The organism is Hymenobacter volaticus, assembly GCF_022921055.1.
GTDB lineage: Bacteria > Bacteroidota > Bacteroidia > Cytophagales > Hymenobacteraceae > Hymenobacter > Hymenobacter volaticus.
The window spans coordinates 238,379-254,801 of record NZ_CP095063.1 but is presented as its reverse complement, the minus strand read 5'-3'; the positions used below and the strand labels follow the sequence as shown (position 1 = coordinate 254,801).

General features: G+C 53.2%; 12 protein-coding genes and 3 pseudogenes. 9 read left to right on the top strand and 6 right to left on the bottom strand.

Translation table 11 applies throughout. The annotated features are described in order from the left end of the window. Positions 1–92 precede the first annotated feature (92 nt). Positions 93–3,299 carry a GH92 family glycosyl hydrolase gene (locus MUN86_RS25415; protein ID WP_245126376.1) on the bottom strand — a complete coding sequence of 1,069 codons (3,207 nt, stop codon included), beginning with the start codon at positions 3,297–3,299 and terminating at the stop codon, positions 93–95. A 233-nt stretch (positions 3,300–3,532) separates the two neighbouring features. Here MUN86_RS25415 and MUN86_RS25410 point away from each other — a divergent pair, with 233 nt between their 5' ends. The 5 genes from MUN86_RS25410 to MUN86_RS25390 all read left to right on the top strand — a co-directional run bounded on the left by MUN86_RS25410 (position 3,533) and on the right by MUN86_RS25390 (position 7,214). After that, complete coding sequence (locus MUN86_RS25410; RefSeq protein ID WP_245126374.1) at positions 3,533–3,691, top strand: hypothetical protein; 159 nt, start codon at positions 3,533–3,535, stop codon at positions 3,689–3,691. Further along, positions 3,684–4,142: a hypothetical protein gene (locus MUN86_RS25405; RefSeq protein ID WP_245126372.1), complete on the top strand. Its 459-nt coding sequence runs from the start codon at positions 3,684–3,686 to the stop codon at positions 4,140–4,142. Before MUN86_RS25410 ends, MUN86_RS25405 begins: the two co-directional genes overlap by 8 nt. Positions 4,143–4,457: 315 nt before the next feature. Then, positions 4,458–5,144, top strand: a complete 687-nt coding sequence (locus MUN86_RS25400; RefSeq protein WP_245126370.1) for a metallophosphoesterase family protein — start codon at positions 4,458–4,460, stop codon at positions 5,142–5,144. Next, on the top strand, positions 5,120–5,359 hold the full coding sequence (locus MUN86_RS25395) for a hypothetical protein (protein WP_245126368.1): 240 nt from the start codon (positions 5,120–5,122) through the stop codon (positions 5,357–5,359). Before MUN86_RS25400 ends, MUN86_RS25395 begins: the two co-directional genes overlap by 25 nt. Positions 5,360–5,834: 475 nt before the next feature. Further along, positions 5,835–7,214: a glycosyl hydrolase 53 family protein gene (locus tag MUN86_RS25390; RefSeq protein ID WP_245126366.1), complete on the top strand. Its 1,380-nt coding sequence runs from the start codon at positions 5,835–5,837 to the stop codon at positions 7,212–7,214. A 74-nt stretch (positions 7,215–7,288) separates the two neighbouring features. Here MUN86_RS25390 and MUN86_RS25385 read toward each other — a convergent pair. Both MUN86_RS25385 and MUN86_RS25380 read right to left on the bottom strand, forming a co-directional pair. Further along, positions 7,289–8,563 (bottom strand): annotated as a pseudogene (locus tag MUN86_RS25385) (family 43 glycosylhydrolase); the annotation flags it as partial. 44 nt (positions 8,564–8,607) lie between these two features. Then, positions 8,608–8,844, bottom strand: coding sequence for a hypothetical protein (locus MUN86_RS25380; RefSeq protein WP_245126364.1), 237 nt, complete (start codon positions 8,842–8,844; stop codon positions 8,608–8,610). 194 nt (positions 8,845–9,038) lie between these two features. On the opposite strand from MUN86_RS25380, the gene MUN86_RS25375 reads away from it, so the two are divergent. Then, positions 9,039–9,377 carry a hypothetical protein gene (locus MUN86_RS25375; RefSeq protein WP_245126362.1) on the top strand — a complete coding sequence of 113 codons (339 nt, stop codon included), beginning with the start codon at positions 9,039–9,041 and terminating at the stop codon, positions 9,375–9,377. Positions 9,378–9,532: 155 nt separating this feature from the next. On the opposite strand, the pseudogene MUN86_RS25370 reads toward MUN86_RS25375, so the two are convergent. From MUN86_RS25370 to MUN86_RS25360, 3 genes and pseudogenes are all read right to left on the bottom strand, one after another. Continuing rightward, positions 9,533–9,742 (bottom strand): annotated as a pseudogene (locus MUN86_RS25370) (hypothetical protein); the annotation flags it as partial. A gap of 201 nt (positions 9,743–9,943) precedes the next feature. Continuing rightward, complete coding sequence (locus MUN86_RS25365; RefSeq protein WP_245126360.1) at positions 9,944–11,575, bottom strand: family 43 glycosylhydrolase; 1,632 nt, start codon at positions 11,573–11,575, stop codon at positions 9,944–9,946. Between the two features lie 20 nt (positions 11,576–11,595). Continuing rightward, positions 11,596–12,713: pseudogene (locus MUN86_RS25360) on the bottom strand (beta-1,2-mannosidase). 708 nt (positions 12,714–13,421) lie between these two features. Between MUN86_RS25360 and map the strand changes: the two are divergent. The 3 genes from map to MUN86_RS25345 all read left to right on the top strand — a co-directional run bounded on the left by map (position 13,422) and on the right by MUN86_RS25345 (position 16,421). After that, positions 13,422–14,186 (top strand): type I methionyl aminopeptidase, encoded by a 765-nt coding sequence (map, locus tag MUN86_RS25355; protein WP_245126358.1) that lies wholly within the window; start codon positions 13,422–13,424, stop codon positions 14,184–14,186. Between the two features lie 889 nt (positions 14,187–15,075). After that, positions 15,076–15,732 carry a hypothetical protein gene (locus MUN86_RS25350; RefSeq protein WP_245126356.1) on the top strand — a complete coding sequence of 219 codons (657 nt, stop codon included), beginning with the start codon at positions 15,076–15,078 and terminating at the stop codon, positions 15,730–15,732. Positions 15,733–15,767: 35 nt separating this feature from the next. Further along, positions 15,768–16,421: a vanadium-dependent haloperoxidase gene (locus MUN86_RS25345; protein ID WP_245126354.1), complete on the top strand. Its 654-nt coding sequence runs from the start codon at positions 15,768–15,770 to the stop codon at positions 16,419–16,421. Positions 16,422–16,423: the final 2 nt, after the last annotated feature.

The following is a 16,423-nucleotide window of genomic DNA, read 5'->3' as shown; positions in this document are numbered from 1 at the left end:
CTCCCGTTGTGTCTGATTATCGGGGTAAAGAACGCAAGTCGAAGCCTGGAATTCATAGAGTATTCTCACGGGTAAACTACTCCGTAAAGCTCCTACTTGTTGGGCACTATTCCCCACAACTCATTGGGCCGCGGGCCCATGGTGAGTACTAGCGAGCCACCTTGTAGCAGTTCAGTTGCCGGAAACTGGAAGGAGGTCAATGGCTTGCCGTTGAGCGTAGCGGCCTGCACGTATAAGTTGCGGCGGGAAACTCCTTTCGCTTCGATGGTAAACTTCTTGCCTCGCCCAAAGCGGTGACCTAACTCGATTTCAACTTTAGGATACAGCGGACTGCCAATCTCGTATCCTGGCGTGGCATTGCTACCACCGTCCGTTTGAAACAAGCCCATTGCGGCCATCACCAGCCACGCACTCATTTGCCCCTGGTCTTCGTCGCCTAAGTACGCGTTGCTCTCGCCGAAGCCATAATACCGGTCGATGATGGAACGGCTCCATTTTTGAGTGGACCACGGTTTGCCTGCCCAGTTAAATAGGAAAGCGAAGTGCATGGATTGCTGATTACCCTGCACCACTGGGTAATTCCAGTACTGGTCGTTTAGGCCATTGTAGCGCCACGGCTCGCTTTCTTGGAAGCCCCACTCCAAACGCTCAACAAAGGCTTTTCGGCCTACTTTGTCGATCAACGCGCGCACGTCTTGTGGTACGAAGAACGTTAATTGCCAGGCATTGCCTTCCACGTACTCCTCGTTGGCACCGCTGCGGAACGGGTCAAATCCGGTGGTCCACTTGCCATCACTCAATCGCAAGTGGCTAAAGCCGGTGCTGTCTATCGTGTTTTGCCACCAATACCCGCGCGCATTAAATTTCTGGTACACGTCGGGTTTATTCAGCGATTTAGCTAACTGTCCTACTGTCCAATCATCAAATGAATATTCCAGAGAATTGGAAAAGCGGCCTTTGTCCGCGGGCACGTAGTGGTAGCGCTCGTAGGCAACTAAATCCCGGTTGCCCGCAAAACCCGTGAAGACTTTCTGCGCCGGCGTCGTTTGCATTTTGATGGCCGCCGCCAGCACCTTGTTGGCATCAAAGTCACGGATACCCATGTGGTAGGCCGCTACCATCTGCGGAATTTCGTGTTCGGCCACCATCACCGGAACGTAATTCATGCCGGCCGGACCCTTGGCCAGCCAACCATACGCATCGTAAAGCGCCAATTGTGACCGTACCCACCGGCTGCTCCACTCCGGCGTGACTAGATTCCACACTTGGTTCAGGTTCCAGAACGTGTTCCAGAAGGCATCGCACCCGAGCGCTACGTCGTCTTGGTGCGGTAGTTGGTGTACCTGACCATCGGTGCCGCGCCACTCGCCATTGGTATCGCTCCAGGTGTTGCGGCTGCAAATGGACCGGTACAAGGCGTTGTAGAAACGCTTCTTTTCCAGACGATTAGTGGTCGTGATGCGCACGCGGTTGAATAGCTCGTTCCACGTATCGAGTTGATGCTGGCGGACGGCTTCGAAGCGCCAACCAAAGGGCTTTATTACTTCCATTTGCAGGTTTTGCTGAGCATTCGCAATGCTAACCAGCGAGAGGCCAGACCGCACCTGCACCACCGGGTGTTGCGCCGCATCAAATTCAGCGAACAAGCCGGCTTCTTTCACGTCTTTCGCGGCGAAAGTATCGCCGTACTGCCTCCGGTCGTCTAGCCAGCCGCCAAGCCGTTTGATGGGTTGATCAAATTCCAGTACGAAGTGCAGCGTGTAGTCCTGCGAAGCATCGTTGCTCCACACGCCGGGCGAAAACTGGTGAATAGCACCTTCTATGCGGTAGGCGCTGACTTTGGTCACCTTCACTTCCTTGAGTTGATAGTCGTACTCAGCCGGGATATGGAAATCCAGCAATACGCGGGCGCTGTCGCGGTCGGTGGGAAAAGTGAACCGCTCAAACCCACAGCGAGTGGTGGCCGTGACTTCCGCCTTGATTCCATAATCGGCCAACTCCACCTTGTAGTAGCCAATCGGCGCTTGTTCCGTCTTTTTGTTGACCCGAGAGCGGTACCCGGCGGACAAATGCCGTTCATCGCCAATGGTGGTTTGAAGCTTGCCATTAGTGGCAAAAATGCCGAGGCCGGCCATGGTCCATTCGTGGACGTGGCTGAAGGTGCCCACGCTCTCATAGGTGGGCTGGTACCCGGCTTGCCAACCACTGTTTTGGTTATCGGGGCTCATTTTTACCATGCTAAAGGGCATCCATGGCCCCGGCGCTATCATCCACCTAGAATGGGCCGTGCCCATCCGCGTGTCGACGTAGTCGGCCAGAGTTTGTACGCGCTGGGGAGCACGGTTCACTATGCCTTCCTGGATAATCTTCCCGTTTTCGCGGATGGTATAACGACTTTGTTTGCTTGTCGTCACGGCTGGCATCAGCGCTTCGAACTCGTACGCTCCTTGTTCTACCGTCTCGCGGAAAATGGTTTGGTTATCTAGTTGCACTCTCAGGGTGGGGGTGCCTTTTATATGCTCTACGCTCACCAACAATGGCTGCTGGCGCTGCCCGTTAGCGGCCAGTTCGTAGGAAGCCGGGGTGACGCTGCGCACAAACAACTGCTGAGGCGCTTGTACACGCACGCCCGCTGGACCGAGCAGATTTACTTGGTCGAAGAGAATCCAGGAGCCTTCTGTTACCGAGATAGTAACGCAGTTGCCCCCTTTTTGCAGTACTCCCGGTTGAATTGGAATTTCGATGGTTTTCGGGGTGGCAGCAACTAAACGGCCGCTAATAGCGGCCGTATCGACCAGTTTTTCGGTCATCGTGGGTTGCCGTTGTCGGCGAACGTCGAAGCCAACGGCGGTGAGTTGTATCAGGTTTTCTTGGCTGTTGAGACTCACTTTGAGGAGTGGCAAAAACGTTTTTGCATAATCCGCCAGGCGAACAACCAACTTATAGCTGCCGGCGGCCGGCACTTCTTTAAGCGTAAAAGCCAAGTTCACTTGATTGGTGCGCCAGCCAGCCGTGCTCCAGGTACCGCCCCACGTGTCTACCGGGCCGGGCAACACATACGGAAAGTCTTGCTGCTCTTTGGAAGCACCAACGAAGAAAAACTTGTCTTCGTAGCCAAAATCCTGGCCCACAAATTTCCGAAAGCCGTTCGGTGCCAAGGCAAACTCCGCCCCAGTTTGATCGGCCTTGCCTACTTGCCAGATGACTTTCCCCATTTTCTGCGCCTGCGCAGGGGCTACTGCGTCAAGGAACAGTGAAACCAACCAAAAAAGTGTGTTTGCCATGCGGGTCGTATCCATGGAACGGGCAGAAGAGAATGGTCTGAAAATAGAACAAGGTGGGCTTGCTAAGCTAACCAGAATTGAGATGCTAGCCTTGGCTGACTTTCGAGATGGTTAGGAGCAAGATGAGCGAATGATAAACGCCGCCCACACGACGTTGTCCTAAGCGATATACTAGCTTATTTCCCGCGGCGCTTCTGCTAGAATAAAAAACGTATTCGTCTTGGGCTTCCGCACAACCTACCGCGGTAATGAGTTTCCCTCTACTCTGCCTGGCAGGCTCGTTGGTTTTTGTTAGTTTACTGCTCGGAGGGCAACGCCGCAACCTGCCTCCCGTAGGCAGTACGCCACCCCGCGCCCACGCAAGCTCCTTCTCCTTATCCCGATACCCACCAGACTACGATGGCTAAATCAGCCCCCGCCACCAAAGCCGACAAGCTCAACAGCCTCTACAAAGAGTGCGGCCTGATTAAGGAAGATGTGTTTCAGCATCAGCACTATACCATCCTCACCCGCTCCGGCATCGAGAAGGTCCAAGCCCACTATGGCATTCAGGTGCGCTACAAGGCCCTAAAGCTCGAACCCAAGTACGCCGTCATCAAAGCCGTTGCCACGATGGACGAAGCCACAGTTGAGACCTACGGCAGCGCCGTGCCCGAGAACTGCAAGAACAGCTACTTTGCCGAGACAGCCGAGAAGCGAGCCCTGAGCCGGGCGGTGCTTAAGCTCACGGGCCTCTACCAACACGGCTTCTTCGGAGAGGAAGAATCCGAGCAATTGACGGCCGAAGCAAAAGCAACAGCCGCTCTGCCCCACCGGCCGAAGTCGAAGCCGCCCCCGAACAACTCAGCGAAGCCCTGACTCGCTTGCGTAACGGGGACGCCCCGGGCACGGTCTGGAAAGCCTTTACGGAGTTGCACGGCCATGAGGGCTTTAAGGCTGCCGTCAAGGCCGAAGCCGAACGCCGCAAAGCAGCGGCAGCTTAGCAAACCAGAACGCTGGTCACTTTACCGGCAGACAGTGTGGGCCGATTAGTTGGTTATCTTCTTGCTTGAAGGAGATAACCAACTAACCGGCCTTTATGATGTCCTTATCCGATGGCCTCAAACCATATAGCGTTTGTCGACTATGTTTGCTTAAGGCTTAGGCCATTTGCCTATAGTTATCCGCTGCCTCATGGAAAGAAGAGTTGCCCTGAAAAGCCTGGGAGGCATGCTAGCTGCCCCTGCTATCCATTCTAACCCGACCCCTGCCGCCCAGCAACCGGTGTTACGGATTGCCCATTTAACCGATATTCACCTCAAAGACGAGTTCGGCGCCCCGGCCAAGTTCGTGCAGTGCCTGCACCATGTGCAGCAGCAAACCCCCAAAGTCGATCTTATTTTGAACGGAGGCGATATTGTCTTCGATATGAACAAGGAGAACCTGAGTTCGATCAACGAGCAGTGGCAGTTGACGCGTAAGCTTCAACAGGCCGAGTGCAGCGTGCCGGTAAAGTATTGCTTGGGTAACCATGACATCTGGTGGTACGAAAACAGTCAAGGGCAAGCCACCTACGGCAAACAATACGCCCTCGATCAGCTCCACTTAGGTAAACCCTACTACAGCTTCACCCAAAGTGGCTGGAAGTTTATCGTGCTCGACAGCGTGCATCTTGATATTGACCAGACCTGGTACATTGGCAAGTTAGGTGAGGCACAATTCTCCTGGTTGGCAGCGGAACTTGCCGCCACCCCCCGCACCACACCGGTTCTGGTGCTCTCCCATATTCCAATTTTAACCGCGAGCCTCATGATTCAGGACGACATCGTGAACCGCTGGCAGATGCTCGGGGCGACATGCACACCGATACGGCGAAAATAATCAACCTTTTCTACCAGCATCCGCAAGTTAAACTCTGTTTGAGCGGGCACCTGCACCTGCGCGACAAAGTGGTCTACAATGACATCACCTATCTCTGCAACGGGGCTGTCAGCGGAGCGTGGTGGAAAGGTAAGCTGCGCGAAACCGCTCCCGGCTATGGGTTGATCGACCTGTACGCCGGGGGTGAGTTCACGGAACGCTACGTCACGTATTAAGCGGCTGGCTTTGGAGGAAGGGAGCTAGCCCAGCGAAGGGCGTCCGCCGTTTTCTAGGGCCAAACGTTAATCGACGCGTGCGGCGTCACCTCACAATCTTTACCGTGCCTTCCGGCCCAAAGCAGCACGGGTAATCCGCAGAAAGGCCTGCGCAAAGTGGGCTTTCATTGAGCGACCTGCTTTAGTCACTCCTTCGTACGGTGGGCAGCTTCTACTACCAAGGGGGTTGACACCAAGAAGTTAAGAGTGCCGCAATACTTTCGCAGTAAGGGTCACGTACGGACTGGCCGCTGGGGCATAGCTCTGCGTTTCGCAAGCCATCCTCTATGCTCAGTTGCTCACTGTGCGCCGTTTTTCGATCATAGAGACTTCACGGACGTCTATCCACGACTTCGTCTCGCTATGTTGACTACTTTGTTAACCTTTGCTTGCCTCAGCCCTTGGAATTACTAGTGGCCCTAAGTAGCGCGCGCCGATGAACAATCTTTTTAAATTTCTAACTAGTACCGGGCTGGTGCTTATCGTTTCTTCCAACGATGGGCAAGCCCAGGGTGCTAAGCCAACTGAAATACAGGTAACTCCCTATAAAACCACCATGTTGGCCAATGGGAAAGACGAAGTATTGATAACGGCCAAGATTATTGACAGCAAAGGAAACGAGGTACCTGGCGTTACGAGACCAGTTACCTACAAACTTGTTGGTGACGCCCATCTTGTCAGCATCAATGGAATCAAAGCGCGAAGCCTGCAGAAAACGGATAGCACTTGGCAAACCACTTTAAGTGGGACAACTCGTCTTATTGTAAAAGCCGGTACCACCCGCACTCCTATAAAATTTCAAGCGAAAGCCGATAGTTTAACCGTGGGTGCCACCGAAATACATATGATTCGGCCGGGCAAGCCCCACCTCGTAACCAACGACCGTTATAAGGCCATAACCACTACCGATAAAATACTGGGAGCCGATATTTCCTTTTTGCCCCAGCTGGAGGCCCGCGGCATAAAATTCACCGACCAAGGCACAGAGAAAGATGCCATTGCCATCTTAAAGGAGCATGGCTTCAACTACGTGCGGCTACGAATTTTTAATAACCCGGCCCAACCCAAAGGCTATTCACCCAAGAGCGGCTTTTGTGACTTAGCCCATACCAAGCAAATGGCCAAACGGGTAAAGGCTGCCGGCATGAAATTGTTACTCGATTTTCATTACAGCGACTATTGGGCCGACCCGCAGCAGCAAAACAAACCGGTGGCCTGGGCCGGCAAAGATTTCTCTGCTTTGAAGGATTCGGTGCAGACCTATACTCACTACGTGATGCAGCAGCTAAAAAACCAGGGGACGGAGCCGGAAATGGTACAGATTGGCAACGAAATTAATCACGGCATGATCTGGCCCGAAGGACACGTAAATAATCTGGATAGCTTGGCGCAATTGCTGTACGCTGGGTTCAAAGGGGTGAAAGCTGTAAGTCCCCAAGCAATTATTATGGTGCACGTTGCACTAGGCGGCCAAGCCGAGGAATCAAAGTTTTTCTACGACGCTATGCGCCAGCGCAATCTGCCTTATGACGTTATCGGTCTCTCCTACTACCCGAAATGGCACGGAACTTTAAGTGATTTGAAAAGCAACATTGCGAGCCTTTCAAAAAGATACAACAAGCAAATTATGGTGGCCGAATACACTCACCTCAAACGCGAAGTGAACGATATTGCCTTCAACGTACCAGGCGGCAAAGGCCTAGGTTCCTTTATTTGGGAACCGTTAAACACTTGGGAAGCAATATTCGACCGATCGGGTAAGCCCAATGAATTACTGGATGTGTACCCGGAGATTGCAGAGAAATATCTAAAGTAATGGAGCGTAATAAAAAGTGCGGCTCGGGTCAATATCCCGAGCCGCGCTTCTTTATTGGCGATTATACAGCCTTATTATTTCGCTCTTACCAAGGAAACATCATCTACTTGGCAAGCAGCGTTGGCAGCTCCTGCGGCCTGAAAGCCTATTTCCACTTTGCCGTTCTTAACTGGCACCCGTTTAAGTTCGATAGTAGTCCATTGCGGACTAGCTCGCTTTATCTGATGCGTGCTCCGCTTGCCGGCACTTGCAGCATATAGTTCCAGGTGCGAGAAGCCAGTAGTGTTCTTGATCGTCGCGGTGAGCGTGTAGAAACCGTCGGGCAGTTTCACGTAGGCAGAAGAGCTGATAACCTGCGAAACCCTTCTCTCGAAAGCAACTTTGTCGCTCATGTTGAGGCTTTTCTCGCCGATTATTCTCTTCCGGTCTGCTTCGGTATTGTTGTAATTCAGCACAGGGGAAGAGGTGGTATCGAGCGAAATTTTGTTGCCCTTGAGTACCGTTGTTTCCCAACCGAGCAAATACGTTTGTACGGGTTTAACCTGGCTCGGCATCCGTTTTCGGTCGGCTTCAAAACTGCCATTCTTCACGTAGTTGTTATCGGCTGCTACTTCCCACTCCCCGGTTTTGGCATCCAGATTCCAGGAGCCGAGCGAATTAAAATACGGCGTAGCCCCGTTGAAGGAGAGAGGAAACCATTGGTTGTAACCCAACCCGTTGCCGGCAAAATCAGCCCACCGGTCGCCGCAGTAAACAACGGTTTCTTGTTGGCTGCCTTTCACGTTGAAGAAAAAGCCGGTTTGCGTCACGTGGGCATAGTCGTCGCGGCTGCCCTCTAGCACCAACATCTCGTTACGGGGCTCATACGGGCCTCTGATACTGTCGGCCACCAGGTAATATGCCAACGAAGCATCCCAGCCATAAAGATTAGAGGCAGCCATATAGTATTTGCCCCTGTACTTAAACATGCAATTTCCTTCCCGACCAGCTCCCTCGAAAACCTTGGTGCAATCAAGCAAATCTACCTTGCCGTCCCGGAGACCAATCTCGGAAACATAAATTTTGTTGCGGCCCCGGCCATACGAATAAACCAGGTAAGACTTGCCGGTGTCCTCATCGGTAAAAACTGTTTGGTCGCCGGTATTGGTGGTGCCAATTCGCTCGAGCATACTAATTTTCTGTTGCCACGTAAAGGGCCCGGTCGGCTGGCTTGAGACGGCAACAAGCACCTGAGCGCCATGCTGCACAAGCATAGCATACTGGTTGCTTTCTTTCAGGTAGGCTACTCCCAGGCGGCCTACCCAGGTCAATTGGCCGTCGGGCATGGCTTCGGCCTTGGTCATGGCGTCGCCCTCAAACGTCCAGTTAACAAAGTCGGAGGAGGTATAACAGGTTACCGATTCGTAGCTCGACCGGGCAAGGTTTTGTTGGGTGAGGCCCGGTACGTTTCGGCCTCCTTATAATGAACGCCATACCAGTAATATTTTTCCTGGCTGGATTTCGGGTCTTTGAATTTGAATATACCGCCGCCCTGACTGTAGATGGGTTGACCGTCTTTGGTGTTCCAGAAAATATCATTTTTGATATTTAATTTCTGAGCAACGCTTGGGAACACCAAGGAAATATGCAAAAAAAGTATAAGCCAATAGAGTGGCCGTTTCTTTGCAAAGAGATTTGTAAAATTCCGACCAAGGTGCATAGATGGTGAATCAAATGTCTTAACTGTGTTTCTGGTCGCCAAGAATTAACGGCTAATTCAAGTAATAGCAGCGAAAGAAATTCCTGAAACATAACGATGGCGAGGCTTTTGTTGTGTCTGGCATCATGAAAAACCTATTGCTTGTCTTCTGCTGTGTTTTCCTATCGCGCAATGCTTTTGCGCAGATACCCACTACGATAAAGGAAGAGCAGGCAACGCAGGCGGTGCGCACCACTATTGCAGCGCGGGTGGCAGCTATGAAAGTTTCTTACCACCCGGAGGAATTTCAAACAGGCCCCTACCCCAACCCTGAAAACAACGCGACTTTTGTGGGTGGCACCATGGTAGTGCACCGCTTCCACATCAAGGATTCAACCGGCTTTGTGAAGCCCTACCACGTTTCGTACTTGGTCACTACAGTGGGTAAGGTGTACGTGCTCGAGGTTTTCAACCCCAGGCGCTAAAGTGCTCAGCGAGCTAACGGACAGCGGTGACCATAGCAGTAAAAGTTGGGAGGCAATGAAATGTTGCAGCTTTCCTGGTCTTCCCTGAAAAGAAGGCCACAAACTAACAGCTTGATTTCTGGCGGTTTTCAACGTTTCAGCTACTGTACACCGCCTTATTTGCAATCAACCCGTCCCCATAGCTGAGGCTTAGCTTGTAACGCGGCACAAGCGGCTGGCCAGGTCGGGTCTTCGGGATAGAGGGCGCTGCGCAGGTACGCCCAGGTCAGACGTTGAACCACCGCGACGCGCTCCGGGTCCTCATCCGTCATTTCCGTCACCCCGTAGCCGGAAATCCCTCCTAGCATGTGTTCGCCACCATAAATTAGTACATCCAGACATAGACGCCATTGCACAAGCATTAGTCATCTAGTGCAAAATCCTGGGCCGTTTGAAGAGCCGTTGAAACATAGTTTAGCCGTTACGTCGATAGCAACAACGGCGACACACTACGGCTAGTAATAGGCAATGAATTGGCCTACGGGTGCTTTGCTAACCGGCGTGGATAGTTTGCTGAAACCACAAACCTATTGGTATAGAATCTCGAAAAAGCTGAATCTAGCCGGGTCGGTTGCAGCACCCTGGTGCAGCAAGCCGGGCCGGGGGCAACGGTCCCACGGGGGCAGAAAATCGGCATTGTAGTACGCACTCCCCGTTGGTAGCTCGCGCCAGGTCTTGCCGCTTTCCCGCCAGAAAAACCGACACTGATAGCCTTTCACTACCACCATTTTCACTTGCACCGGCTGGCCCGCGCCAACGGCCGTTTCGTGCAACACCGTTCTCTTTTTGTTTTTTACCGCCCATACTTCCACCGCGCTATTGCGGACCCCGATGCCCACTGCCTGGTCCGCGTCACCGTAGAGCACTAGCCCTTTCAAGGCTGCATTACGCTCGACTACTTCCGTCGCTATTGCGTACGTGTCGGTGAGCGGACGAACAGTTAACGCCGTGCCGCTCGGATTATCGACGGCGGCTTGCCCCGCTAGCGACAACGTCCCTTTCGTTATCGTCCAAGTTGGCTGGCTATGGCGAAAATCCCACTGCCAAGCGTAGGAAAGCAACGCGGTTGAAAACTCATCCCGGAGGTTCTTGCTTGTACTTGAGGCCACTTTCTTCCCCATTGGCTGTATCGTGGGCCAACCCGTTGGGTTATCCCAAACCACTTCGCCTAGCATGCCTTGCCGGCCGGTATACACGTCCCCCGTTTTGCTGTAGGCGTGGTAGAGCAAAAAGTCTTTGCCTTCTTCGGAGCGTACTACCGTACCATGACCGGTGCATTTCCAGTTGTCGGTTTCGGCTAGGATGGGGTTATTGGTAAAGCGGGTGTAAGGGCCGCGCAAGGTAGCCGACCGGGCCACTTCCACCTGGTAGCTACAGTCCCGACCACAGCAGTTGCCCAAGGAATAGAACAGGTAGTAGTAAGTGCCATGCTTCACCAAGCATTGGCCTTCCAAGCCTTTTTTCTGCTCATCCCGGAGCAGGGTAAATGGCTCTCCCTCCAAGTGCAAGCCATCCGCGGAAAGTCGGCTGCCTAAAATTTCAATGGGCCGCTGATCCAGTCCGTAAGCCTTCCAGGTGATGTATAGTTGTCCGTTTTCTTCCAGCACGAAGGGGTCGATGGCCTCTTTTCCAAACGCCAGCAAGATACCCCTGTCGGTGAAGCCAGCGGCCGGATCTTTGGAAGTGGCCACCCCGATGCAGGAGAGGCCGTCGCTTTTTTTACGGGCAACATAGTACGCGTAGTAGGTGCCGTTGTGGTAGAAAAGCTCCGGCGCCCAGAACGAAGCCTTGGCCCAGGCTGGCGTTTTTGGTAGTACGTAGCCAATCTGCTGCCAGTGCAGCATATCCGTGGATTTAAACAGCGGGAAATGCGGCGCCCATTCCGACGAGGTACCCGTTGCGTAATACACCTTGCCCTGCCGGATAATAGAAGGATCGGCAAAGTCGCCGGGTATGACCGGGTTTTCGAGGCGTTGGCTGCTGTCCGCCTGGCTGCTCCTACCAACTTCTTTTTGCTTTAAGAATGTAGGGTTTTCTTTTGGAAATGAAGCGTAGCTAACAGCACGGGCGGTATAAAGCACCGACAGCACGAAAAACATAAGAAATAACCGCCATTCAACCCGATAATTTCGGGTGCGGCTTGCTAGAGTACGGGCCATAGTAGTCAAGAGAAGTTATCCTACTTACCAGGATTATACACGGCTACCGCGACCCGGCTATCGGCGCAACCATAGTAGAGAAACCATTTGGCTTGATGATACACCAAACCTTCCACGAACACGGTTCCGGCCGGATATTGGCCGCTTTTTTCGAAGGGCTCGGTGGGCACAAAAAACGGCTTGTCTAACCGGGCAAGGACTTTGGTAGGATCCGCTAAATCAAATAAAACCTGCCCCGCCGCGTAGGTGTTGGCGGTGTACGCTTCGGCGCGGCCCGCGTCCGGCTTGTTTTTGCCGTTGTACAAAACCAAAATGCCTTTGTCGGTGATGATAGCTGGCGGCCCACACTCGGTCAGGTCGCTATCGAAGTAGTTCAGCCGCGGCCGGAGTACCGCTCGTAATTCCTTTTTTCATCCAGCATCGGCGTCCAGTTCAGTAGATCATCGGAGGTGGCGATATTCATAAACTTCTCGCCCCAATACAGCAGATACTTGCCATTCACCTTGGTGATGACCTGTTTGCCGTCAACCAGTTTGGTTACGATAGAAGCGGACTTGCTGGCAATGTCTTTGAACCTGCCGCCGTAGGCTTGGTAAAAGGCCGGGCCGTGTTTAACCCAGATACGTAAATCTTTGGAGGTGGCGACGGCCAGTCGGGGTACTTTCTTGTTCCACTGCGTGTACAACATCACGTATGTACCGTCTTCCGTGGCGGCAACGCGGGGATCTTCGCAGCCACCCGGCCACTCAAACTCCTTTTGATTGTCGTCGGCCGGGTAAAAGACCGGGGTTGCTTGGCGCTTCATCTGGATGCCGTTGATGCTTTCGGCCAAGCCCAGCCGCGAGGTTCGCTCCCCAATGCCCGTGCCCGACTTATCTTCGGAGCGGTACAGCACATAGATGGTGTTGTTTCTTACGACCGCTGCCGGGTTGAATACGTCGCTGGCCTCCCAAGCTACCTGCTGCCCACTCATCGGATCCAGAAACGTACTCTGCGGATTGGGTTCCAGCACCGGATTTCCTTGGGCTGGCCGAATAAAAGGGCCCATAGCCCAATCGGGCAGCTTCTGCTGCCCAGGCGCAGCGGTGGTAGCCAACCAGCAAGCCACCACCAACAGAGCACTTACAATACCTTTCATCTGTCGCGTTTTATGTGAAAGAGGCCATCAGCTTCTGTTGGGCGTTTCACTCCAATTGAAGCGCCGCCTCGCGCCCGACTGCATGCTTACCTAGCGCTGCCAGGTTGCGTTGCAGGATGTGTTGTTGAGCTGTAGTGCTTGAATATACATTTTCTTTTCTGCGCTCCTCCTTTGATTAGGCATGTAAGACTGTTAATCAATGTGGAGTGTGAATCAGCTGGTGCGGCCGGATTTAACCCGCTGCCTTCTGCGTATTAGTGCTTCAGTATTTTCAACCGGGCAATTCCTTCACGCCAGTTGGTAGATTTCTAACGATGTCTTGGAATCTGCCCTGAAGCAGGGTTTGCGCCTAGCGACTAAAGGAGATGGGATACTGGGAGGACTAGTCCTGAAGGAGTAGCAGCAATGTATCCATCCCAAGGGCGCAAGAAAATCTCTATTTGATTCTGATATAAAATCAAAACATCACTTAGTACCCGGCTCTTAAATGGGACGCTACTCGGCAGCGTGCGTAGCGAGCAAAAATAGTTGAGGAAGCAGTACCTTGCCCCGGTCTCTTTCGTTTGGGAGCTGGTGAGTAGGAGAGATTGAGCACGTCAACCTTGTCCGCTTTAACCCGAAACCAACTACTAAAGTAAACTGGCACTGCTTTTTGCGGGTTAACCAGTTAAAGCGCTACTTCGTTAGCGAGTTAAACTTCTGTACTCTATGTCCATCACCTCTCACGTAGACTTAGCCGGCCTCCAACGCATTAGCGAAGCCGTTGGCACTACCCTCAAGCAAATGCGCGAGTATGCCCAACCGGGGATGACCACGCAAGAGGTGGACGAGTATGGTGGTCGTCTTCTGGCGGCCTTGGGGGCTAAGTCGGCCCCGCGGCTGACTTATGGTTTTCCTGGCTGGACGTGCATCAGCGTCAACAACGAAGTGGCGCACGGCATTCCGTCGGCTAGCAAGGTGCTGCACGAAGGCGACTTAATCAACATCGACGTATCGGCGGAGCTGGACGGCTACTGGGCTGATAACGGCGGCTCTTTCGTGCTCGGCACCGATATTCACCAGCACCAGCCGCTGGTCGATGCCTCCCGGCAAATCTTGCGCACGGCCCTGAGCCGCATTCGTGGTGGTGTTCGCATTGCCGATATCGGCGGGCTGATTGAGGGCGAAGCGCGAAAAGCGGGGTATCGGGTGATCAAGAACCTGGTAGGACACGGCATCGGTCGGAGCCTGCACGAGGAGCCCAAGGAAATCCCCTGCTACTACGACCGCTACAACCTGAAGCGCTTCAAGAAAAATTCGGTGGTAGCAGTGGAAACGTTTATTTCTACCCGCGCCACAATAGCCCATCAGCTCAGCGACGGGTGGACGCTGGCTACCAAAGACGGCAGCTTCGTGGCTCAGCACGAGCATACCATTGTCATTACGGATGGCAAGCCTATTATTCTAACGGAGGCGAACAGCATTTGGGAGTAAGCATTGCAGTTGTGAAGTTCGGCTAGATTCTCTACTTCAGCTATTTGCGTGCCAGCGGATTCAGGTATTAGCTGCTTGGCAAGTAGTTAGTGGCATCAAGGTTCTATAGTAGGTGCTTCACTATGCTTACTCGATAGTATATTGGGCTAAGACCTAAACTTTCCTGTGGATAAAGCCGCCCCGCGCCCCTAACTATGCGCCAGTTGGGCAAGCCGTGCACAGACTTGCTTGATATCTCGACCTAAGTGACGCCTGAGTGCTACGCGCTTCAACTTAATTCGTGGTATTGCTGCTCCTTCCTGGAGCAGTCAGGGACAGGAATTAGTGTGGCAACTGCTAAGACAAGGTTTACTTGAATTCCTTTAAACTCAACTTGAAACTGAGTTGCTCTTAGCCGGAGGTTTGTCTGGTTTCACCAGAGACCAGCTAGGAATCAGTTGTGTATTATCAATTCCAACAATACACGCCTCTGTTTGGCATTCTAGTGTCTACTGCCAACCCATTGAAAACCTAGCTTTCCATTAGGAGCCATTTGAATTCAACGTCGCTAGAACACTTCGGTGATAAGCGAAATTAAAAGCGTTTAACATATATTATAGATTTACTATATTTATCACACTGTTTCATTGAGTAACGGCTTCCTCAAGGAGAGTCGTTGGGTGGGGGCACCGTCTAGACGACGGTCATGGTATTTCCGTTTCGATCCGGCCATAGGCTCGGCTGCGCTTAGCCGCAGCCTCTTGTTTTTTCATTGCTGTCCTGGGTCCGAAGAGCTTGCCTCAGCCGATGGCTGCTTAGCGCTGCTGGCTTATGCTCTTTGCAACGCCTACCTCGGGGAGGAGGCTACTTTTTCTGCCGCTTGATTTTTTCCCACGCAGTTCTTTTCGCTATGAATTTACTCTGCACGCGTCGCCAGAAAATTACTCGTCTTGTTGGGCTTGTCCTAGCAGGTTTGCTTTTCTACGGTTGTGAAGAATGGCTACCCGAATGGGAAAACCATCCACCCACGGTGCACGAAGAAAGTGCCGACGTGGTGTACGACTGGTACAAGTTGATCGGCCAGATTCAGTTGCGCACCTCGCCCCAACCCAATGTCATTGCCAACAACCGCAGCTTTGGTTACATCGGCGTAGGTCTCTACGAAGCTGTGCAACCCGGCCTGAAGGGTGCCGTGAGCTTATCGTCGACCCTCTACCAAATGCCTACTATGCCCAAACCAGAACGCAACCGCGGGTACGTTTGGGGCGCCAGTGCCAACGCGGCCCTAGCCAGCCTGAGCAAGCAGTTGCTAGTAGGGTTGACTCAGGCCGACCGGGCACGCCTAGATTCACTGGAAACTGCTTATCAGGCCCGCTTTAGCGCCCAGAACCCGGCAGCTGTGGTGGCGCGCTCACAAGCCTTTGGGCAAGCGGTTGCCACGGCTATCTACAACTGGTCTACCACCGATAATTTTTCCATCTCCAGCGACGGGTACGTGCTACCGGTGTTTCCGGGTGCCTGGGTGCCCACTCCCCCGCCAATGCCAACCCGGTCGGGCCCTTCCTGAAGAATTCTCGGCCTTTTCTGGCGTCCAGTGCCACGGTGTCCATACCTCCCATGGCGGTACCTTATTCCGAAGACTCAACCTCGTCGTTTTACGCGGCCGCCCACGAAGTGTATAGAATATCAAAATCCTTGACTCCGGAGCAGAAAGCAATTGCCAACCATTGGGCAGATGTGGGCGGAGTAGGCGTTGGGGTGCCCGGGCCTGGGCACCTCATCTCGATTGTTACCGGCGTGCTGCAAAGCCAGCGCGCCAAGCTTGGCACCGCAGCGGTTGTCTATGCCAAAACCGGGATTGCCAACAAGGATGCCTTTATTATCATGTGGCGGGGCAAATTTCAGTACAACCTGCTGCGGCCAGTTACCTACATCCAGCGACACGTAGAGGCTGGGTGGCTACCCTATTTAGTGACGCCTCCTTATCCCGAATACCCCTCGGGCCTAGCGGGCATCTACACGCCGGTGCTGCAAGTGTTGCTACGGGAGTTTGGCGACGTTCCCGTCACGGACAACGCCTACGCCTGGAATGGGTCGGCACCCCGGCACTACGCCTCAATCACAGCCGTAATGGAAGAAGCGGCAGTTTCCCGCGTCTACGGTGGCATTCACTACCGCTTCACCCAGGAGGCAACCCTGGCCCTCGGCCGGCAAGTAGGCAACACTATTGCTGACATTCCGCTGCTGCCCAAGTAAGA

Excerpts from the sequence above, each read along its gene's own strand:
- MUN86_RS25415 (WP_245126376.1), bottom strand. The coding sequence starts at position 3,299 with ATGGATACGACCCGCATGGCAAACACACTTTTTTGGTTGGTTTCACTG.
- MUN86_RS25410 (WP_245126374.1), top strand. The coding sequence starts at position 3,533 with ATGAGTTTCCCTCTACTCTGCCTGGCAGGCTCGTTGGTTTTTGTTAGT.
- MUN86_RS25405 (WP_245126372.1), top strand. The coding sequence starts at position 3,684 with ATGGCTAAATCAGCCCCCGCCACCAAAGCCGACAAGCTCAACAGCCTC.
- MUN86_RS25400 (WP_245126370.1), top strand. The coding sequence starts at position 4,458 with ATGGAAAGAAGAGTTGCCCTGAAAAGCCTGGGAGGCATGCTAGCTGCC.
- MUN86_RS25395 (WP_245126368.1), top strand. The coding sequence starts at position 5,120 with ATGCACACCGATACGGCGAAAATAATCAACCTTTTCTACCAGCATCCG.
- MUN86_RS25390 (WP_245126366.1), top strand. The coding sequence starts at position 5,835 with ATGAACAATCTTTTTAAATTTCTAACTAGTACCGGGCTGGTGCTTATC.
- MUN86_RS25375 (WP_245126362.1), top strand. The coding sequence starts at position 9,039 with ATGAAAAACCTATTGCTTGTCTTCTGCTGTGTTTTCCTATCGCGCAAT.
- MUN86_RS25365 (WP_245126360.1), bottom strand. The coding sequence starts at position 11,575 with ATGGCCCGTACTCTAGCAAGCCGCACCCGAAATTATCGGGTTGAATGG.
- map (WP_245126358.1), top strand. The coding sequence starts at position 13,422 with ATGTCCATCACCTCTCACGTAGACTTAGCCGGCCTCCAACGCATTAGC.
- MUN86_RS25350 (WP_245126356.1), top strand. The coding sequence starts at position 15,076 with ATGAATTTACTCTGCACGCGTCGCCAGAAAATTACTCGTCTTGTTGGG.